We start from the raw sequence: 16,471 nt of genomic DNA, 5'->3' as shown, positions 1-16,471 counted from the left end.
CGGCAACGCCCGCCACTGGCAGCCGGTCGAAACGATATAGAGGATCGCTTCGATCACACGACGCAGCTCCGTCTTACGCGGCCGGCCGCGCCGGTTCGCTCGCGGCAACAGGCGTCTGATCAGCGCCCACTCCGCATCGGTCATATCGCTTGCATAACGCAGATCGTCCCGCCGATATTGCTCCCGAGTGATCTTGGTCCAGGGCATCGTGCTCTCCCTCGAATCTTTGCAAATCCGATGGAATCACACCCCACTGAGATCACTCACCCATTTTTCAGTCAGGCTCTGAGGAGGCCGCAACGCGGCCGTCTCGAAGGATCGACGGCCCGGCTGGTGGCCGTCGACCCTTCGAGACGCGCGGAGCCTGTCATCGGGCCGCGCTTTGCGCGGACCCGTTGGCGCTCCTCAGGGTGACGGGATTGGCAGTGTTGCGCAGACAGTTGCCATCGGCATCTCTGCTTGGCTACGGATTCAGGCCGCCGCCGCGCCGATCCGCTTCCAGTAGATCATCGTCCCGGTGAGGCCGCCATGCGGCTTCAGCGCGTAGTCGGGGATGATGCCGGTGAGCTGAAATCCCAGTCTTTCATAGAGTGGCGCGGCGCCATCCTCTTCGGCAGTGTCGAGCACCAGCAGTGTGCGGCCGTGCGTGATCGCAAGCTGCTCGGCGGCGCGCATCAATTCCGTCGCGACGCCGCGATGGCGGTGGGCGACGCGCGTCATCATCTTTGCAATTTCCGCCCGATGCGGCTGGTTGGGCGGGAGCTTCAATTGTAGCGTCACGGTGCCGACCAAGTTGTCGCCATCGAACGCGCCGAGCACGATGCGCTCGCCACGCGCGGCGGCGCCGAGCGAGTCCTGCCAGAATGCATCGGCATCATCCGGCGACAGCGGATGCATGAAGCTCACCGAGCCGCCGCTGGCGACGGTCTCGACCAGCAGCTCGCTGAGCGCGCTGCGAATCCCGGGCGCATCCTCGAGCGGCTTGATGGCAAACTGCGGCATGCATCAGCTCCGGGCCAGGGTGACCACATAGGTGCAGGAGGCGTTGGTCTCGTTGGCGAAGGTCGTCTCCGCCGGCGGTCCGAATCCGAGGCAATCGCCGGCGGCGAGCAAATGGCGTGCGTCGCCTTCGGTGATGACGAGGCTGCCGCTGAGCACCCAGACCAGTTGGCGGATATGCGCGTAGGAGGAGGCGGGCAGGGTCACGGTCTGCTTTGGCGGCAGCTCGACCCGCACCAGTTCGACCGGATGGTCGGGACGGCTGAACACCTGGCGGCGCAGATAGCCGGTTTCCGGATCGCGCCAGACCGGCTGCGCGGCGGCGCGCGACAGCCGTTCGCCCTGGCCTTCGGCGCGCAACATCAGGCCGGCCAGGGTGAGATCGAAAGCCGAGGCGAGGCGCACCAGCACGACCGCGGTGGGGCTGACCTCGGCGCGCTCGATCTTGCTGATCGTGGCCTTCGAGACGCCGGCGCGTTCGGCGAGATCGGCCAGCGACCAGCCCCGGCCATCGCGCTCGAGCCTGATCCGCTGCGCCAGGCGTTGGCTCAGATCGTCTACCAAAGTATCCATATGTCCATTATAGTAGAAATCGCCGGTTCCCGGCAAGGCCCGGCCTTGCCGCGATCGGCGCTGCTTGTGATCGTCGACAGTGCGACTATCTCGGGGGTGACAATGCCCGGTGCAATCGTGTAACAGGGCGCGACTTCACGAAAACCGTAAAGCCGATAGCGCCGTTTGTCTGGCCGCTTGGCGGCTTGTGACGAAGGCTTGCGATGCAGACTGTCGTTATCATTGTCCACCTCATGATTGTCGCCGTCATGATCGGCGCCGTGCTGTTGCAGAAATCCGAAGGCGGTGGCCTTGGCATGGGCGGCGGCGCCGGCTTCATGTCGAGCCGCGGCACCGCCAATTTGCTGACGCGGACTACGGCGATCCTCGCGGTGGGCTTCTTCATCACCAGCCTGTTCCTGTCCTGGTACGCAGGCTACGACCGCAAGCCGAGCTCGATCGTCGGCACCGGCGCGCCGGCGCAGACGCAGCCGGCCGGCGGCACGCCGATGAACGCGCCGACCTCGGGCGGCATCCTCGATTCGCTGAAGAAGGCCGACGAGCAGCAGGGGCAGCAGGCCCCGAGCGGCCCGCAGGCGCCACGGTCGCAATAAAGCAGGGTGGCCATGCAGGATGCCCCGCTGGCATCCTGCATCAGAAACCCCCATCAATGCTCTGAAATCGCTTCCAGTTTGATGCAACCCACAGCCCGGCGAATTGTTTGCCGGGAACAGCCGATTCGTTTTGCGAATCGCCGGAGACGGATTAAAGGTAAAGTCCCATGGCGCGGTACATATTCATCACCGGCGGCGTGGTCTCCTCGCTCGGCAAGGGTCTGGCTTCAGCGGCGCTCGGCGCTCTGCTGCAGGCCAGAGGCTACAAAGTCCGCCTTCGCAAGCTCGATCCCTATCTCAACCTCGATCCTGGAACGATGTCGCCGTATCAGCACGGCGAAGTGTTCGTGACCGACGACGGCGCCGAGACCGATCTCGATCTCGGCCATTACGAGCGTTTCACCGGTCGTCCGGCCACCAAGGCCGACAACATCACGACCGGGCGAATCTACCAGGACATCATCACCAAGGAGCGCCGCGGCGATTATCTCGGCGCCACTATCCAGGTGGTTCCGCACGTCACCAATGCGATCAAGGAATTCGTGCTGTCGGGTAACGACGAGTTCGATTTCGTGCTGGTCGAGATCGGCGGCACCGTCGGCGACATCGAGGGCCTGCCATTCTTCGAGGCGATCCGTCAGCTCAAGAACGAACTGCCGCGCGATCATGCCGTCTACATTCACCTGACGCTTCTGCCGTACATTCCAAGTGCCGGCGAACTCAAGACAAAACCGACGCAGCACTCGGTAAAGGAGCTGCGCTCGATCGGCATCCAGCCGGACATCCTGCTGTGCCGCACCGACCGCGAAATCCCCAAGGAGGAGCGGCGCAAGCTCGGCCTGTTCTGCAACGTGCGCGAGAGCGCCGTGATCGAGGCGCGCGACGTCGACAACATCTACGCTGTGCCGGAGGCCTATCACGCCGCCGGCCTCGACGACGAGGTGCTGGCCGCGTTCGGCATCACCGCGAAGATTCCGCCGGCGCTGCAGAGCTGGCACGTCATCAACGAGCGCGTCCGCAATCCGGAAGGCGCGGTGACGATCGCCATCGTCGGCAAATACACCGGCATGAAGGACGCCTACAAATCGCTGATCGAGGCGCTGTCGCACGGCGGCATCGCCAACAAGGTGAAGGTCAATCTCGACTGGATCGAGAGCGAGGTGTTCGAGAACGAGGATCCGGCGCCGTTCCTCGAGCACGTCAACGGCATCCTGGTGCCCGGCGGCTTCGGCCAGCGCGGCGCCGAGGGCAAGATCCGCGCGGCGCAGTTCGCGCGCGAGCGTGACGTGCCGTATTTCGGCATCTGCTTCGGCATGCAGATGGCGGTGATCGAGGCGGCGCGCAATCTGGTCGGCATCGAGGACGCCAACTCGACCGAGTTCGGCCCGACCAAGGAGCCGCTGGTCGGCCTGATGACGGAATGGCTGCGCGGCAACGAGCTCGAGAAGCGCTCGCAGAGCGGCGATCTCGGCGGCACGATGCGGCTCGGGGCCTATCCGGCGGCGCTGAACCGCGGCAGCCGCGTCTCGCAGGTCTATGGCGGCGCGACCGAGATCTCCGAGCGGCACCGCCATCGCTACGAGGTCAACACCGCCTACAAGGACCGCCTCGAGCAGCACGGCCTGCGCTTCTCCGGCATGTCGCCCGACGGCGTGCTGCCGGAGATCGTGGAGTACGAGGACCATCCCTGGTTCATCGGCGTCCAGTTCCATCCCGAGCTGAAGTCGCGGCCCTTTGAACCGCATCCTCTCTTCGCGTCGTTCATCGAGGCCGCAGCGAAGCAGAGCCGGCTGGTCTAAACAAGCCGCCGTCAGCTGCGCCGTTACACGGCGCAGTCCTCGCTGGCCCGGCGTTCCTTCTTGATCGGTGAAACGTTTGCACCAGCCGCCGGCGTGCCGTCGCGCGTCATCAGCTTGTATTGCGGGCGTCGCGTCAGCCGGTAGACCGCGGCCGGCGGCACGTTGAGGATGGCGCGGTCGACCAGCGTGGCGCGCAGGCCGAGCCGGTCGAGGATTGGCCGCGGCACCGGGCAGCGCATGCCGTAGGTGAATTGATAGAACGCGCCGCCGGGACGCAGATAGCTGAACGCGCCGCCGACGATCGAGATGACCTTGCGCGGCGACATGTTGAGCAGCGGCAGTCCGCTGACGACGGCGCCGACCGGCGCGCCCTCATAGAGTCGCTCCGAGGCGAGGCGCGCCGCGTCCATCCACAGCACGCGCGCACCGGGAAAGCGCAGCTGCAACAGCCGCATGAAATCCGAGCCGTACTCGATCAGCGTCAGATCCTGCTGGCGCACGCCGCGCTTCAACAGCTGATAGGTGAACGCGCCCGTGCCCGGTCCAAGCTCGAGCACCGGGCCGGTGTCGGCGCTGATGTCGCGCGTGATCAGTTCGGCGAGCGCAGCGCCCGACGGCGCAATGGCGCCGACGCGGCCCGGGGCCGCCATCCACGCCGTGAAGAAAGACAGCAGATCATGTGACATTGGGATTCCCAGCAAAGTGTCGCGGCGCTTCGACTCAAGATGCGGAGCGTGATGCCTTGTTTGCGGGAGCTGCATTGCGACAACATTGCGCGAGAGCCCCGTTCCGATTGAATCGGAACGGGGCTCTCGACTCTGGCTTTGACGCGTTTCCCTCACGCGTACCGGTGCCCATCCCGCATCGAGTGCGGGACAGGCTTCGCTCGAAAACGCTTTGGCATCACGACGCGAAGGGCGCCGGCGGTAAGGTGAGGCGGAAGCACGCGCCGCCCTTCGGACCGTCGAGCACGGAGACATGACCGCCGTGCAGCCTTGCGATCTCGCGCACCATGTTGAGGCCGAGCCCGGCGCCGCGGTCGAGCGGCGCGAGCCGATAGAACGGATCGAAGATCCGAGTGCGCTGGTCCTGTGGAATGCCGTCGCCTTCATCCGATACGTCGATCGTCGCGGCGCTGCCGACATGGATGGTGATGGTGCCGCGGCGGCCGCCATGCTGGATGGCGTTCTGCACCAGATTGGTGAGCGCGCGCTCCAGCGCGGCGCGGTCGCCCAAGGTCTCGACCCGATCGGTTGCGGTATCGAGCGACAGCTCATAGCCGGCCGCGATCGCAAGCGGCGCAAGGTCGGCCGCGACATTGCGTGCGACGGCGACGAGATCGACGCGGACGAACGGATTGCGGCACTGGTCGAAGCGCTGGATGTCGAGCAGCTGCTCGGCCAATGTCGCAAGCCGCGCCGAATCCTCGAGCAGACGGGTTTTCTCAGGGCCCGGTGGCAGCGACTCCAGCCGCGTGTTGAGGATCGCGATCGGCGTGCGCAATTCATGGGCCGCGTCGGCGACGAAGCGCTGATGCCGGGAATAGCCGTCGTCGAGCCGTTTCAGTGCATCGTTGATGGCGGTGACCAGCGGCGCCACTTCGAGCGGCAGATGGTCCGCCGACAGCCGGCTGCCGCGCTGGCGGAAATCGATCCGGCGCGCTTCGTCGGCGGTGGTATCGAGACCGGCGAAGGCGCGCTTCACCACCATCGGCGTCGCGATGAAGGTGGCGCATGCCATCAGGAAAAGGCCGGGCAGGGCGATGGCGAGGAATGCCAGCGTCGTGGCGAGCGCGGTCTTGACGCTCGACATTGGCCCTTGCGTCGCTGTGAGCACCTGCACGGGGCCGGCGTCGGAATTGACGCGCTTCAGCCGCGCCGGCGGCTTGCGTGGATCATCCTCGAACATCTGCCAGCCGAGCCGCGCCTGGCTGATCTGGTCGAGCGCGCCGCCGATCCTGGCGAATTCCGGCGGCACCGCGCCTTCCGTCAGCGAACGGCCTTGCCGGTCGCGCACCAGGAACCAGAGGTCGGGCGTGTCCTCACGAAGCTTTTGCAGTTCGGCCGTCGGGCGCAAAATCAATTCGCCCTTGCCGTCGCGCGCGACCGCGCCTTGCACGATGGAAATCACATGATCCTCATCACGCGGAACGATCAGGAAGCCGGTGGCACACAACGCGCTGATCAGGCAAACGATCAGCATGGCAAGCAGCAGCGCCTGGAGCGTCACCAGCCGCCAGCTCAGTTGCGAGCGCAGGCAATAGTGCTCAGCCTGTTCGCTCATGACGTTTGCTTCAAGAGATAGCCGACGCCGCGGATGCTGTGGATCTCGACGCCGGCGTTGGCGTCCGCGAGTTTGCGGCGCAACCGCGAGACGTGCGCGTCGAGCGCGTTGGACTGGATCTCGTCCTCGAAATTGTAGACCGCTTCCTCCAGCGTCGCGCGCAGCACGGTGCGGCCCATGCGGCGCAACAGCGTCTCCAGCACCAGCAGCTCGCGCCGCGGCAGGTCGAGCGGACGGCCGTCGACGCTGGCCTCCCGATGGCTGCAATCGAACGCCACCCGGCCGGCCCTGATGATCTCGAGCTGCAGCCCGGCAGGGCGGCGCAGCACGGCGCGCAGCCGCGCCAGCAGCTCCTCGACGGCGAACGGCTTGGCCAGATAGTCGTCGGCGCCACTGTCGAGGCCGGTGATGCGGTCGGTGAGGTCGCCGCGCGCGGTCAGCACGATGATCGGGACACCGTCGGCCTTGGCGCGCAGCTTCGGGATCAGCGTGAGCCCGTCGCCGTCCGGAAGCTGGCGGTCGAGCAGGACCGCGCCATGCACGTCGGCGCAGATCGCTTCCTCGGCCTCGGCAAGGTTCGGCACGTGGTCGACCACCATGTCGTAGCTCTTCAGCGCCTGCGACAGCGCCGCCGCCATTTCGGCCTCATCCTCAACCAGCAGTATCCGCATGTCCTTGTGGGTCCAGCTCCTGAAGGCAGGTTTTAGGGCAAGTAACATTGCAACAACATTGCGGAAATGGCCGTCTGTCGCGAGCAGGGGTGCCATGTTGTCACCCCCACAAGACAGTCCGGAAGGCGCTGGCTATAACCGCCCGCACACAAATCTGGGAGGACCGCCAATGATCTACGAGACCCGCGTCTATCGCTGCCTGCCGGGACGGCTGCCGGCGCTGCTCAAGCGCTTCGAGACCATCACGCTGAAGCTCTGGGACAAGCACGGCATCAGGCAGGCCGGCTTCTTCACGACGCTGGTCGGGGAATCCAACCAGGAGCTGACCTATCTGCTGGCCTGGGAATCGCTCGCCGAGCGCGAGAAGAAGTGGACCGCGTTCCAGACCGATCCGGAGTGGATCACCGCGCGCGCCAAGACCGAGGAGGACGGCCAGATCGTCCTCAACATCGTCAACCAGCTTCTGGTGCCGACGGCGTTTTCGTCGGTCAAGTGACGCCCGCTGCGGCCATGTTCCCGTCATTGCAAGCGAAGCGAAGCAATCCATTGGTACTGCATATGCGGAGCGATGGATTGCTTCGCAATTTTGTCGCGAGCTCCTCGCAATGACGGGGAGGCATCTTTTCTCGGTCCCTTGGGGAGGGAAAGTTGCAGCGACGCTATTGCGGGCAGCTGGAGGTCTGATCGCCCTGGGCCACCATCGGCTTGCCGTTGATGAAGACGCCGTGGCTGCCGGAGGTCGTCTTGCCGCCGCAATGCGTGCGATCGCCCATGACCACGGCCGGCTTGCCGTTGATCAGGACGTTGGGCACGCCCTCGACGAGCGGGCCGCCATTGCTGGTGGTGTCGCCGCTGCGGGCCGCCGGTTTGCCATTGACGGTGACGCCGGTGGCGCCGCTGGTGACGACCCCGGGCTGGCCGTTGGTCTGCCCATAGGCCAGGCCCGACATCGCCGACAGGGCGGCGGCTCCGATCATCAGCGGGATGCGCATGGCTTCCTCATGGGAATCTGTTCCGCGCCAGTTTATAGGCGCTGTTTGGGCGGGATTGTGTTAGCACGGCGCACCCACGGCGTCAGCGCAACCCCCTCATCGTGCGGGATGGCTTGATCCGTCCCGCGCGGGACTGCATGGTCGCCGGCAAAAGGATGCAGCATTTTGACCAATCAGGTTTCCGCGCAAGCCGCCGCGCCGATCGTTGCCGTCGGACCGGCCAAGTTCGGCAATGCCTTGCCGATTTCGATCATCGCCGGTCCCTGCCAGCTCGAGAGCCGCGCGCACGCGCTGGAAGTGGCGTCCGCGCTGAAGGAGATCGCGGCCCGGCTCAAGATCGGTCTGGTGTACAAGACCTCGTTCGACAAGGCGAACCGCACCAGCGCGACCGCGGCGCGCGGCATCGGATTGGCGCAGGCGCTGCCGATCTTCGCCGAGATCCGGGCTTCGCTCGGACTGCCCGTGCTCACCGATGTACATGAGGCGACCCAGTGCGCCGAAGTGGCGCAGGCAGTCGACGTGCTGCAGATTCCGGCCTTCCTGTGCCGGCAGACCGATCTCTTGCTGGCCGCGGCCGCGACCGGCAAGGTCGTCAACGTCAAGAAGGGCCAGTTCCTGGCGCCGTGGGACATGGCCAATGTGGTCAGCAAGATCACCGGCGCCGGCAACGCCAATGTGCTGGTCACCGAGCGCGGCGCGTCGTTCGGCTACAACACGCTGGTCTCGGACATGCGCGCGCTGCCGATCTTGTCGCGCACCACCGGCGCGCCTGTCATCTTCGACGCCACCCATTCGGTGCAGCAGCCGGGCGGCAAGGGCACCTCGTCGGGCGGTGAGCGTGAATTCGTGCCGGTGCTGGCGCGCGCCGCGGTCGCAGTCGGCGTCGCCGGCGTGTTCATCGAGACCCATCCCGATCCGGATCACGCGCCGTCGGACGGCCCCAACATGGTGCCGCTCCGTGACTTCGAGTGCCTCGTCAAGCGGCTGATGCAGTTCGACGCGCTGGCGAAGACGGCGGCCTGACCGGCGGACAACGACATGACCGCAACCAGCGGCATGCCGCCGGCCCTCAACGTGATCACGCTGGCGACCTTCGCGGCGAGCCTGTCGGTGCGCGCGCTCGATCCGGTGCTGCCGCATGTCGCCGATGATTTCGGCGTCAGCATCGCGACCGCTGCGAGCTTCGCCGCGGTGTTCGCCTTCACCTTTGCCGCGGTGCAGCCGGCGATCGGCGCCGCCGCCGATTTGTTCGGCAAGGCGCGGCTGATGACGATCTGCCTCGGGCTGCTCGGCGTCGCCAACATCCTCGGCGCGCTCTCGACCTCGTTCCCGATGCTGTTCGTGACCCGCATCCTCGCCGGCATCGGCTCGGGCGGCGTGTTTCCGGTGGCGCTGTCGCTGACCAGCGATCTGGTCGGCCCGGACAAGCGGCAGCTCGCGATCGGGCGAACCCTCGCGGGCTCGATGACCGGCAATCTGCTCGGTGCCACGGCCTCCGGCCTGATCGGCGACTTCCTCGGCTGGCGCGGCGTGCTCGCGGTGCTCGGCGGCCTCGTGATCATCGTAGCATTGGCGGTCGCGGCCGGCTTCCGCGGCGCCGCGCTCAACCGTCCGCCGCGCACCAGCCTGAAGGCCCTTCGCCACGGCTACCGCACCATCTTCACCAATCCTAACGCCCGCATCTGTTACTCGGCGGTCTTCATCGAAGGCTGCTGCGTGCTCGGGCTGTTTCCCTTCATCGCCTCGTTCCTGTTCGAGCTCGGCGAGACCTCGCTGTCGATCGCCGGCATCGTGATCGCGGGCTTTGCGATCGGCGGATTGCTCTACACGCTGACGGTGTCGCGCCTGCTGCCGTGGATCGGGGTGAGGGGCATGATGGTCGTCGGCGCGACGCTGGTCGCGATTCAATTGGTCGGGGTCGCCTTCGGGCCGCACTGGAAGCTGCAGATGGCGGGCCTCCTGGTGATGGGCCTCGGCTTCTACATGATCCACGGCTGCCTGCAGGTGTTCGCCAGCGAGCTGTCGGTCGAGGCGCGCGCCACCGCGCTGTCGCTGCACTCGTTCTTCTTTTTCATGGGCCAGACCGTCGGCCCGATCGCCTATGGTTTTGGCCTGCAACATGCCGGCAAGACCGCGACGCTGGTCTCGGCCGCCGCCGTGATGGTCGTGCTCGGCTTCATCTGCGCGAGGTTCCTGAAGCAGACGCGGCCGGCGGATGCCGCGGCGCGGCCGGACGTGGAGCCTTAGCGACCCTTAGGTCATGTACACACATAACTTCACGGGTTCTAACCGCTGGGGCGACGCGAACCGTAGGGGAAGAAGAGTGTAGCGTCAGGATGACGCACATCGCCGCAGCCTGCGGACGCGCGATGGCATGATGATTGCTTATCTCTCGCCATTTGAGGTGAGAGCGTGGACGTCCCGACCGGCTGGCCTATTCGTGGGAGTGCGGACATCAGGACAACGGGGTATGGCACCGAGCCTCCGCTTCAGCGCTTTCTGGCCTCCTGCCACCACGAATTCAAATCGGACAATTCCGGCGCGCTCGCCGATTACATTCCGGAGCTGAAGCGGGCCAACCCGGCGCATTTCGGCATCAGCCTGGTTACCATCGACGGCCATGTCTATGAGGTCGGCGACAGCGCCGTTCCCTTCACCATTCAGTCCGTTTCGAAGGCGTTCGTGTTTGCGCTGGCCCTCGACCTCGTCGGTGAAGCGCGTGTCGCGGCGGCCATCGGCGTCGAGCCGAGCGGCGAGGCGTTCAACTCGATCCGGCTGACCAACGACAACAAGCCGTTCAATCCAATGGTCAACGCCGGCGCGATCGCGTGCTCCGGCCTGATCCACGAAGTGGATGGCGGCGCCGCATTCGAGCGCATCCGGGACAAGCTCAGCCAGTTTGCCGGCCGTGAACTTGGCGTCGACGATGCAGTCCACGCCTCGGAGACGGCGACCGGCAACCGCAATCGTGCGATCGCCTGGCTGTTGCGCAACTATCTCGTGCTGCAGGACGACGTCGATGCGGTGCTCGATATCTATTTTAGGCAATGCGCCATTCTCGTCACCGCGCGCGACCTCGCAGTGATGGCCGCGACGCTTGCCAATCGCGGCGTCAACCCTGTGACGGGCGTTCAGGTGGTCACACCGCATGTGGTCGCGCGAACGCTGTCGGTGATGACGAGCTCGGGCATGTACGACTATGCCGGCGAATGGATCTATCGCGTCGGGATGCCCGCCAAGAGCGGGGTCGGCGGCGGCATTGTCGCAGCGCTTCCGTCGCAACTGGGGCTCGGCACCTTTTCGCCGCTGCTCGATGGCCACTTCAACAGCGTGCGCGGCCTGAGAGTTTGCGAGGCGCTGTCGGCGCGGTTCGATCTGCACATGCTCAACCGCAGCGGCGATGTCCGCACCTGCATCATCGCCGACTACGACATCTTCGGCATCACTTCCCGCCGAAGCCGCCGGCCGCACGAACAGCAGATCCTCGATGACCGCCACAGCGATACCCGCGTTATTGAGCTGGTTGGTGCGCTCAACTTCGCGGCGATCGACTACGTCACGCGCCGATTGTCCAGCGAGCCGCCTGGCGCGCCGCTGCTGATCCTTGATTTCCGCCGCGTGCCCGACATTACGGCGGCCGGCGCTCAGCTGCTGGCTGAGAAAATTGCCACGCTCGGAAATTTTGGTGTCACCACGATCATCTCCGGTGTCGAGACGACGTCGCCGGTCTGGGCCACGATCCGCGCGCAGATCGAAGAACCGAAGCGGTTGCGGCATTTTCCGCTGCTCGACGACGCCGTCGAGTGGGCGGAAGATCAGCTGATCTATCGCTATGGCGGCTTCACCGAGATCAAGGAGACATCTCATCTCGGCGAGCAGGCGCTGCTGGCCGATCTCGCGCCCGAGGAAATCGCCGCGCTTGCCGAGCTCTCGACGCCGCGCCGCTATGGCGCGGGCCAGCGCATCGTCGTGGCCGGCGAACCGGCCAATTCGTTGTTCTTCCTGCAAAGCGGGATGGTGAGTGTGAAGCTGCCGAGTGGCGTGCGGCTTGCCTCGCTCGGGCCCGGGATGGAGTTCGGCGAGATGGCGATCATCGAGAGCCACCGCAGCGCCGACGTCTGGGCGGATACGCCGGTCAAATGCCTCGAGCTGCCGCTCGACAGCTTTGCCGACTATCGTCAGCTTCACCCGCAGATTTCGATGAAGATCATGCGCAATCTGTCCGCGCTGCTGGCGCGCCGTCTGATCCTCGCCAACGCCAAGGTCGATCTGTTGAGCGCCTATTGAGGCCGGCGGATCACCCGCGCCCGCGATAGGGCGCCACGCCCTCGCCTGGGGACCCAGATACCCTTCGGTAGCCGGTCGGCCGATGCCGGGCGGCCGGACGTCGAACCCTAGCTGGCGATCCCTTAGGTCACTACAAACGTCAGTCTCTGGGACAAAGCGGAAATCGCAAGCTCACCATTATCGACGGCGTTTTGACCCTTAGCGGACCAGGGCAGTCCTAAATCGCTCATTGACGCCAGCGAGTGCCAGGAGTTGAATGGAACCCGGCTGGAGGAGTTGCGGCGTCCGTCGCCTCGCGGGCGTGGTTACCGCTTCTGATCCTCGCCTTCGGAAAGAACAGTCTGGCTTCACCGACGCGCACGGAGGGTCGAGACGATGAGATTTCCGACTGCGTTTCTGGCCTGTTCGATGGCATCGCTTGCTGCGGCGGGAGCGTTTGCGCAAAGCCAAGACGGGCCGCCAGCATGGGCCTATCCGGTCAATCCGCCAAATTTTCAACGCACACCTGATGATGGCACGATCAGGCGCGTCCCTGATAGCGCCGCCGGCTTTACACTCACGCAAGTGCGCGATCTGTTCGCCGCGCCCGACTGGCATCCGGACGATCATCCGCCAATGCCAGAAATCGTGGCAACGGGGAGAAAGCCTGACGTGTTCGCGTGCGGCGTCTGTCACCGGGCGGACGGACCGGGCGGTCCCGAGAATGCCAGTCTGTTTGGTCTCTCGGCGGAATACATCATGCAGCAAACGGCGGAGTTCAAGACCGGCATTCGCACCAACTCGGTACCTCGCGTCGCCACCGACCTGATGATCAAGTTGTCAAAAGCGGTGACCGATCAGGAGCTCAGAGAGGCTGCGACCTACTTTGCATCAATCAAGCCGAGATCGAACATTGCGGTCGTAGAGACCGACACGGTGCCGAAAACACGTGTGAGAGACTTGTTCTTGGCTCCGCTAGACGGCGCCGGGAAAGAGCCCATCGGTCCGCGCATCGTCGAGATTCCGGACAACGTTGAACACTTTGTCAGCCGAGACTCGCGCGCTCGTTTCATCGCCTACGTCCCAGTTGGCAGCGTTCAGAAAGGGCGGGCGCTCGCAGCGAACAGCAATCTCCGCGTGCAGTGTGCGGCCTGTCACGGTGCTGATCTCAAAGGGACTGCCGTCGCGCCGGGGATTGCGGCCCGTTCGCCCACGTACATGTTCCGGCAGCTCTACGACTTCAAATCAGGTGCGCGGAAGGGTACCCATAGCGAACTCATGAAACCGGTTGTTGAGAATCTCAGCATCGACGACATGATCGCGCTGGTCGCCTACTCAGCGTCGCTCGTGCCCTAACATTCTATTCTTGAATGCTCCAGGATGATGGGCCAGCCTGTCGCCGTGCGCCCTGGGCTCGATATCATCAGCATGTCCGATCCTGGACCCATGTGAGACATGCGCCGTTCAGAGTTTTCGCAGCGCAAAATGAGCGCCGCTCCCTATTCAGTTCGTCGCCATTTGCTGGTTTGATTGCCCAGTCTGATTGCGAAGATTGGCGTGGCCCCGAGCCATGGAGGCAAGTTTCATGAGCGACGCAACTTCACAGACCGTCTATTTCTATAATCGTCATCCCATCTCATGCGAAATCATCCTTACGAAACTACGCGCAAGCCGTGGCCATCTCGACAGCTTACGTCCTGAAGAGCTATTTTCCCATGACCAAGATCATTATGGCGGCCTCGCTGCTACAGATGAATTGGCGCGAGGAGCGCAGGTTAGCGATGGAACGCGCGTAGCCGATTTCTGTGCGGGACTTGGCGGCACGGTGCGTTATCTGGCTCACAAATATGGAGCCGACGTCACTGGTATCGAATTGACGCCAGCACGCGTCTCGGGCGCACAGGAGTTAACCAGACGCGTTGGCCTTCACGGTACTGCACGGATTGTCGAGGGCAACGTGATGGATGTGCCGCTTCCTGACGCGAGCATCGACGCAGTCGTCAGCCAAGAAGCATTTTGCCACGTTCCTGATGTGAAGAGAGCAATTGCGGAAGCTTTTCGTATTCTGAGGACAGATGGCCGGTTGGCATTCACAGATTGGATAGCTCATCAGCCGCTTACCGCTGCTGATGCGCAATTGATGTGGGAAGGAATGGCTATTCAGCCCCTTCGGCCGATCCCCGAATATTGCAATCTGGTCGAAAGCGTTGGCCTTAGAGTGGTTTCGACCAAGGATTTGACGGAAGAATGGGGACCAATTCTGAAGGAACGACTGGCAATGTATCAACTGCTGCGTGAAGAAGCCCGAACGGCTGGCACCCCGATGGGGCACGATGCATTCCACGAGTCCTACATCCGATTTGTTGACCTCATTCAAGAGCGCAAGATGGGCGGCGTCAGGATGGTGGCTACGAAGTAGCAGGCACGTGATTGAGGAACGCCGCGCGGTACCGACGCTGCTCGCCCGCGCCGACGAGGTGATCGAGTAGCTGCCTGTTTTGCTGCGGTGTAAAATGACGCGATTGGCCCAAGGCAGACACGCGTTGCCGACACGCGTTCATATCGGCTTCTACGTCGCCTTCCGAGGGTAAGCAGACGTGGCGAACTTATGGGTGTCCGACCTAGCCCCGCCCGCGATAGGGCGCGACGCCCTGATCGGGAACCCAGAGGCCCTTCGGCAGCCTGCCGGTCTGGAAGAAGACATCGATCGGGATACCGCCACGCGGATACCAATAGCCGCCGATGCGCAGCCATTTCGGCTTGATCTCGTCCGAGATGCGCTTGCCGATCATGACGGTGCAATCCTCGTGGAAGGCGCCGTGATTGCGGAAGCTCGCCGCATAGAGTTTCAGCGACTTGGATTCCAGGAGCCATCGGCCCGGCACATAGTCGAGCACCAGATGGGCGAAGTCCGGCTGGCCGGTGATCGGGCAGACCGAGGTGAATTCCGGGATAGCGAAGCGCACCAGATAATCCGTGCCGGCCTGCGGATTGGGGACGCGGTCGAGCACCGCCTTGTCCGGGCTATCCGGCCACGCGACGGCACGGCCGAGTTGCAGGGTTTTCTTCGCCATAGGCCTCATCCTTGTGGGAGCGGCCGAAATGAACGGAAGCGGGCGGTTCGTCAACCGTCCGCGTGCGGGGGCAGGGTGCTACGCAGGCGCGGCAGTCTGGATCAGGACCAAGCGGTCTTGGCCGGATTCACAGCCCCAGACCTCGCCGGGCCGGCCATCGAGTTGCCTGACATTCGCGCCGGCGCGGTCGCTCGGAAATGCATTGAAGGTCGCGCCCACCGGATCGAAGCGCATGATCGCGTTGGCCGAGAAATCGGTCAGCCAGACCTTGTCCTTGTCGTCGACATAGACGGCATAGGTCCGTGGATTGCTGCCGGGCAGCTTCCAGGCCCTCCACGTCCCGTCGGCGGGATCGTGCACCGACACGTTGCCGCTGTTCCATTCGCTGACCCAGATCCGCCCCCGCGAATCCGACCACACCCGTCGCGCGCCCTGTTTCGGCGTCGGCGGCTGGACCACGCTGGCGTTGCCGGTCGCAAGGTCAATCCGCGCGATATAGCTGCCGGCAAGCGAGGCGTACCAGATGTCGCCGTTTGGGGTCACGGTGATGCCGTAGGGGCCGACGCCGCGCGGTGCCTCGAACACCTTCATCTCACCGGATTTCGGATCGAGCCGGCCGTAGAAGCCGGACTGGCCGGTGAACCAGTAGACGCCGCGCTTGTCGAACACGCCGGTGTTGAGATTGGCGTCAGCGGCTTTCTCAGGCAGGCGGAACAGCGTCACCTTGTGGTCGCCGGGGTCGACGCGGGCGATCGCATTCTGCCCACCCTCGGTTACCCATGGCGCGCCGTCGGGGCCGATCGTGACGCCGTGCGGGGCCGCACCCTTGCCGAGGCTGACCAGCTTGAACGCACTGTCGCGCGGATTGAGCCGGCCCAGCGCACCGCTGCGCTGGCCCGTGAACCAGACGGTGCCATCGGGCGCCGGCGTGACATCGTGCAGGCCGGTCCCGGCGTCGACGTTGAAATATTTCACCAGGAACGGCGTCTGGGCATCCTGCGCCTGCGCTCTCGTGGTCAAAATCGCGGCAGTGGTGGAGGCGAGAAACTGGCGACGGTTCATTGCGTTATCCCGGCTTCGTGAAACAATGGGCCAGCACGCGAAGGTAATCCCCGACAGCATAAACCCACCACATTGCACCGTCAGACGGGCCGGGCGGGCGGGCCGTTCACATTTGCTTGCGCGCCGTGTATGACGCGGCGCATCAGCCAACCCCATATC

The 16,471-nt window shown here is 64.5% G+C and carries 17 protein-coding genes; 8 read left to right on the top strand and 9 right to left on the bottom strand.

Annotated elements, in window-relative coordinates:
- The 3 genes from J6525_RS25420 to J6525_RS25410 all read right to left on the bottom strand — a co-directional run.
- Positions 1 to 207: transposase (locus J6525_RS25420; RefSeq protein WP_225646143.1), on the bottom strand; the 207-nt coding region annotated here is incomplete at its 3' end.
- A 264-nt stretch (positions 208 to 471) separates the two neighbouring features.
- Entirely contained in the window at positions 472 to 1,002 is a 531-nt protein-coding gene (locus J6525_RS25415; protein ID WP_092077288.1) for a GNAT family N-acetyltransferase, read from the bottom strand.
- 3 nt (positions 1,003 to 1,005) lie between these two features.
- On the bottom strand, positions 1,006 to 1,572 hold the full coding sequence (locus J6525_RS25410) for a helix-turn-helix domain-containing protein (protein WP_092077285.1): 567 nt from the start codon (positions 1,570 to 1,572) through the stop codon (positions 1,006 to 1,008).
- 203 nt (positions 1,573 to 1,775) lie between these two features.
- Here J6525_RS25410 and secG point away from each other — a divergent pair, with 203 nt between their 5' ends.
- Both secG and pyrG read left to right on the top strand, forming a co-directional pair.
- Positions 1,776 to 2,165 (top strand): preprotein translocase subunit SecG, encoded by a 390-nt coding sequence (gene secG, locus J6525_RS25405; protein WP_028334048.1) that lies wholly within the window; start codon positions 1,776 to 1,778, stop codon positions 2,163 to 2,165.
- A gap of 167 nt (positions 2,166 to 2,332) precedes the next feature.
- Positions 2,333 to 3,964, top strand: coding sequence for a CTP synthase (pyrG, locus tag J6525_RS25400; RefSeq protein ID WP_057016524.1), 1,632 nt, complete (start codon positions 2,333 to 2,335; stop codon positions 3,962 to 3,964).
- A 23-nt stretch (positions 3,965 to 3,987) separates the two neighbouring features.
- Here the strand turns inward: pyrG and J6525_RS25395 are convergent, their stop codons facing one another.
- The 3 genes from J6525_RS25395 to J6525_RS25385 all read right to left on the bottom strand — a co-directional run bounded on the left by J6525_RS25395 (position 3,988) and on the right by J6525_RS25385 (position 6,918).
- The gene (locus J6525_RS25395) at positions 3,988 to 4,650 is read right to left on the bottom strand and encodes a class I SAM-dependent methyltransferase (protein WP_225646735.1); all 663 of its coding nucleotides are present in this window, start codon (positions 4,648 to 4,650) and stop codon (positions 3,988 to 3,990) included.
- Between the two features lie 217 nt (positions 4,651 to 4,867).
- Positions 4,868 to 6,247 carry a sensor histidine kinase gene (locus J6525_RS25390; protein ID WP_225646734.1) on the bottom strand — a complete coding sequence of 460 codons (1,380 nt, stop codon included), beginning with the start codon at positions 6,245 to 6,247 and terminating at the stop codon, positions 4,868 to 4,870.
- Complete coding sequence (locus J6525_RS25385) at positions 6,244 to 6,918, bottom strand: response regulator transcription factor (RefSeq protein WP_225646733.1); 675 nt, start codon at positions 6,916 to 6,918, stop codon at positions 6,244 to 6,246. Before J6525_RS25385 ends, J6525_RS25390 begins: the two co-directional genes overlap by 4 nt.
- A gap of 169 nt (positions 6,919 to 7,087) precedes the next feature.
- Here J6525_RS25385 and J6525_RS25380 point away from each other — a divergent pair, with 169 nt between their 5' ends.
- Positions 7,088 to 7,414: an NIPSNAP family protein gene (locus J6525_RS25380; RefSeq protein ID WP_018271819.1), complete on the top strand. Its 327-nt coding sequence runs from the start codon at positions 7,088 to 7,090 to the stop codon at positions 7,412 to 7,414.
- Between the two features lie 163 nt (positions 7,415 to 7,577).
- On the opposite strand, the gene J6525_RS25375 is transcribed toward J6525_RS25380, so the two are convergent.
- Positions 7,578 to 7,910, bottom strand: a complete 333-nt coding sequence (locus J6525_RS25375) for a PAAR domain-containing protein (protein ID WP_092077271.1) — start codon at positions 7,908 to 7,910, stop codon at positions 7,578 to 7,580.
- Between the two features lie 165 nt (positions 7,911 to 8,075).
- Between J6525_RS25375 and kdsA the strand changes: the two genes are divergently transcribed.
- The 5 genes from kdsA (at position 8,076) to J6525_RS25350 (ending at position 14,595) form a co-directional block, all read left to right on the top strand.
- A complete protein-coding gene (kdsA, locus tag J6525_RS25370) occupies positions 8,076 to 8,933 on the top strand; it encodes a 3-deoxy-8-phosphooctulonate synthase (RefSeq protein WP_092077268.1) in 858 nt (285 codons plus the stop codon).
- A gap of 15 nt (positions 8,934 to 8,948) precedes the next feature.
- Positions 8,949 to 10,157, top strand: a complete 1,209-nt coding sequence (locus tag J6525_RS25365; RefSeq protein WP_092077265.1) for an MFS transporter — start codon at positions 8,949 to 8,951, stop codon at positions 10,155 to 10,157.
- Positions 10,158 to 10,346: 189 nt separating this feature from the next.
- Positions 10,347 to 12,197: a glutaminase A gene (glsA, locus tag J6525_RS25360; protein ID WP_225646738.1), complete on the top strand. Its 1,851-nt coding sequence runs from the start codon at positions 10,347 to 10,349 to the stop codon at positions 12,195 to 12,197.
- A 375-nt stretch (positions 12,198 to 12,572) separates the two neighbouring features.
- Complete coding sequence (locus J6525_RS25355) at positions 12,573 to 13,532, top strand: c-type cytochrome (protein ID WP_225646732.1); 960 nt, start codon at positions 12,573 to 12,575, stop codon at positions 13,530 to 13,532.
- Positions 13,533 to 13,761: 229 nt separating this feature from the next.
- Positions 13,762 to 14,595: a class I SAM-dependent methyltransferase gene (locus J6525_RS25350; protein ID WP_225646731.1), complete on the top strand. Its 834-nt coding sequence runs from the start codon at positions 13,762 to 13,764 to the stop codon at positions 14,593 to 14,595.
- Between the two features lie 202 nt (positions 14,596 to 14,797).
- Here the strand turns inward: J6525_RS25350 and queF are convergent, their stop codons facing one another.
- Together queF and J6525_RS25340 are read right to left on the bottom strand one after the other, a co-directional pair.
- Positions 14,798 to 15,259, bottom strand: coding sequence for a preQ(1) synthase (gene queF, locus J6525_RS25345; RefSeq protein WP_225646730.1), 462 nt, complete (start codon positions 15,257 to 15,259; stop codon positions 14,798 to 14,800).
- Positions 15,260 to 15,328: 69 nt separating this feature from the next.
- On the bottom strand, positions 15,329 to 16,312 hold the full coding sequence (locus J6525_RS25340; RefSeq protein ID WP_225646729.1) for a Vgb family protein: 984 nt from the start codon (positions 16,310 to 16,312) through the stop codon (positions 15,329 to 15,331).
- Between the last annotated feature and the right edge of the window lie 159 nt (positions 16,313 to 16,471).

The organism is Bradyrhizobium australafricanum (genome assembly GCF_020329495.1).
GTDB classification, from domain to species: domain Bacteria; phylum Pseudomonadota; class Alphaproteobacteria; order Rhizobiales; family Xanthobacteraceae; genus Bradyrhizobium; species Bradyrhizobium australafricanum.
This window is presented reverse-complemented; position numbering and strand designations above follow the sequence as displayed.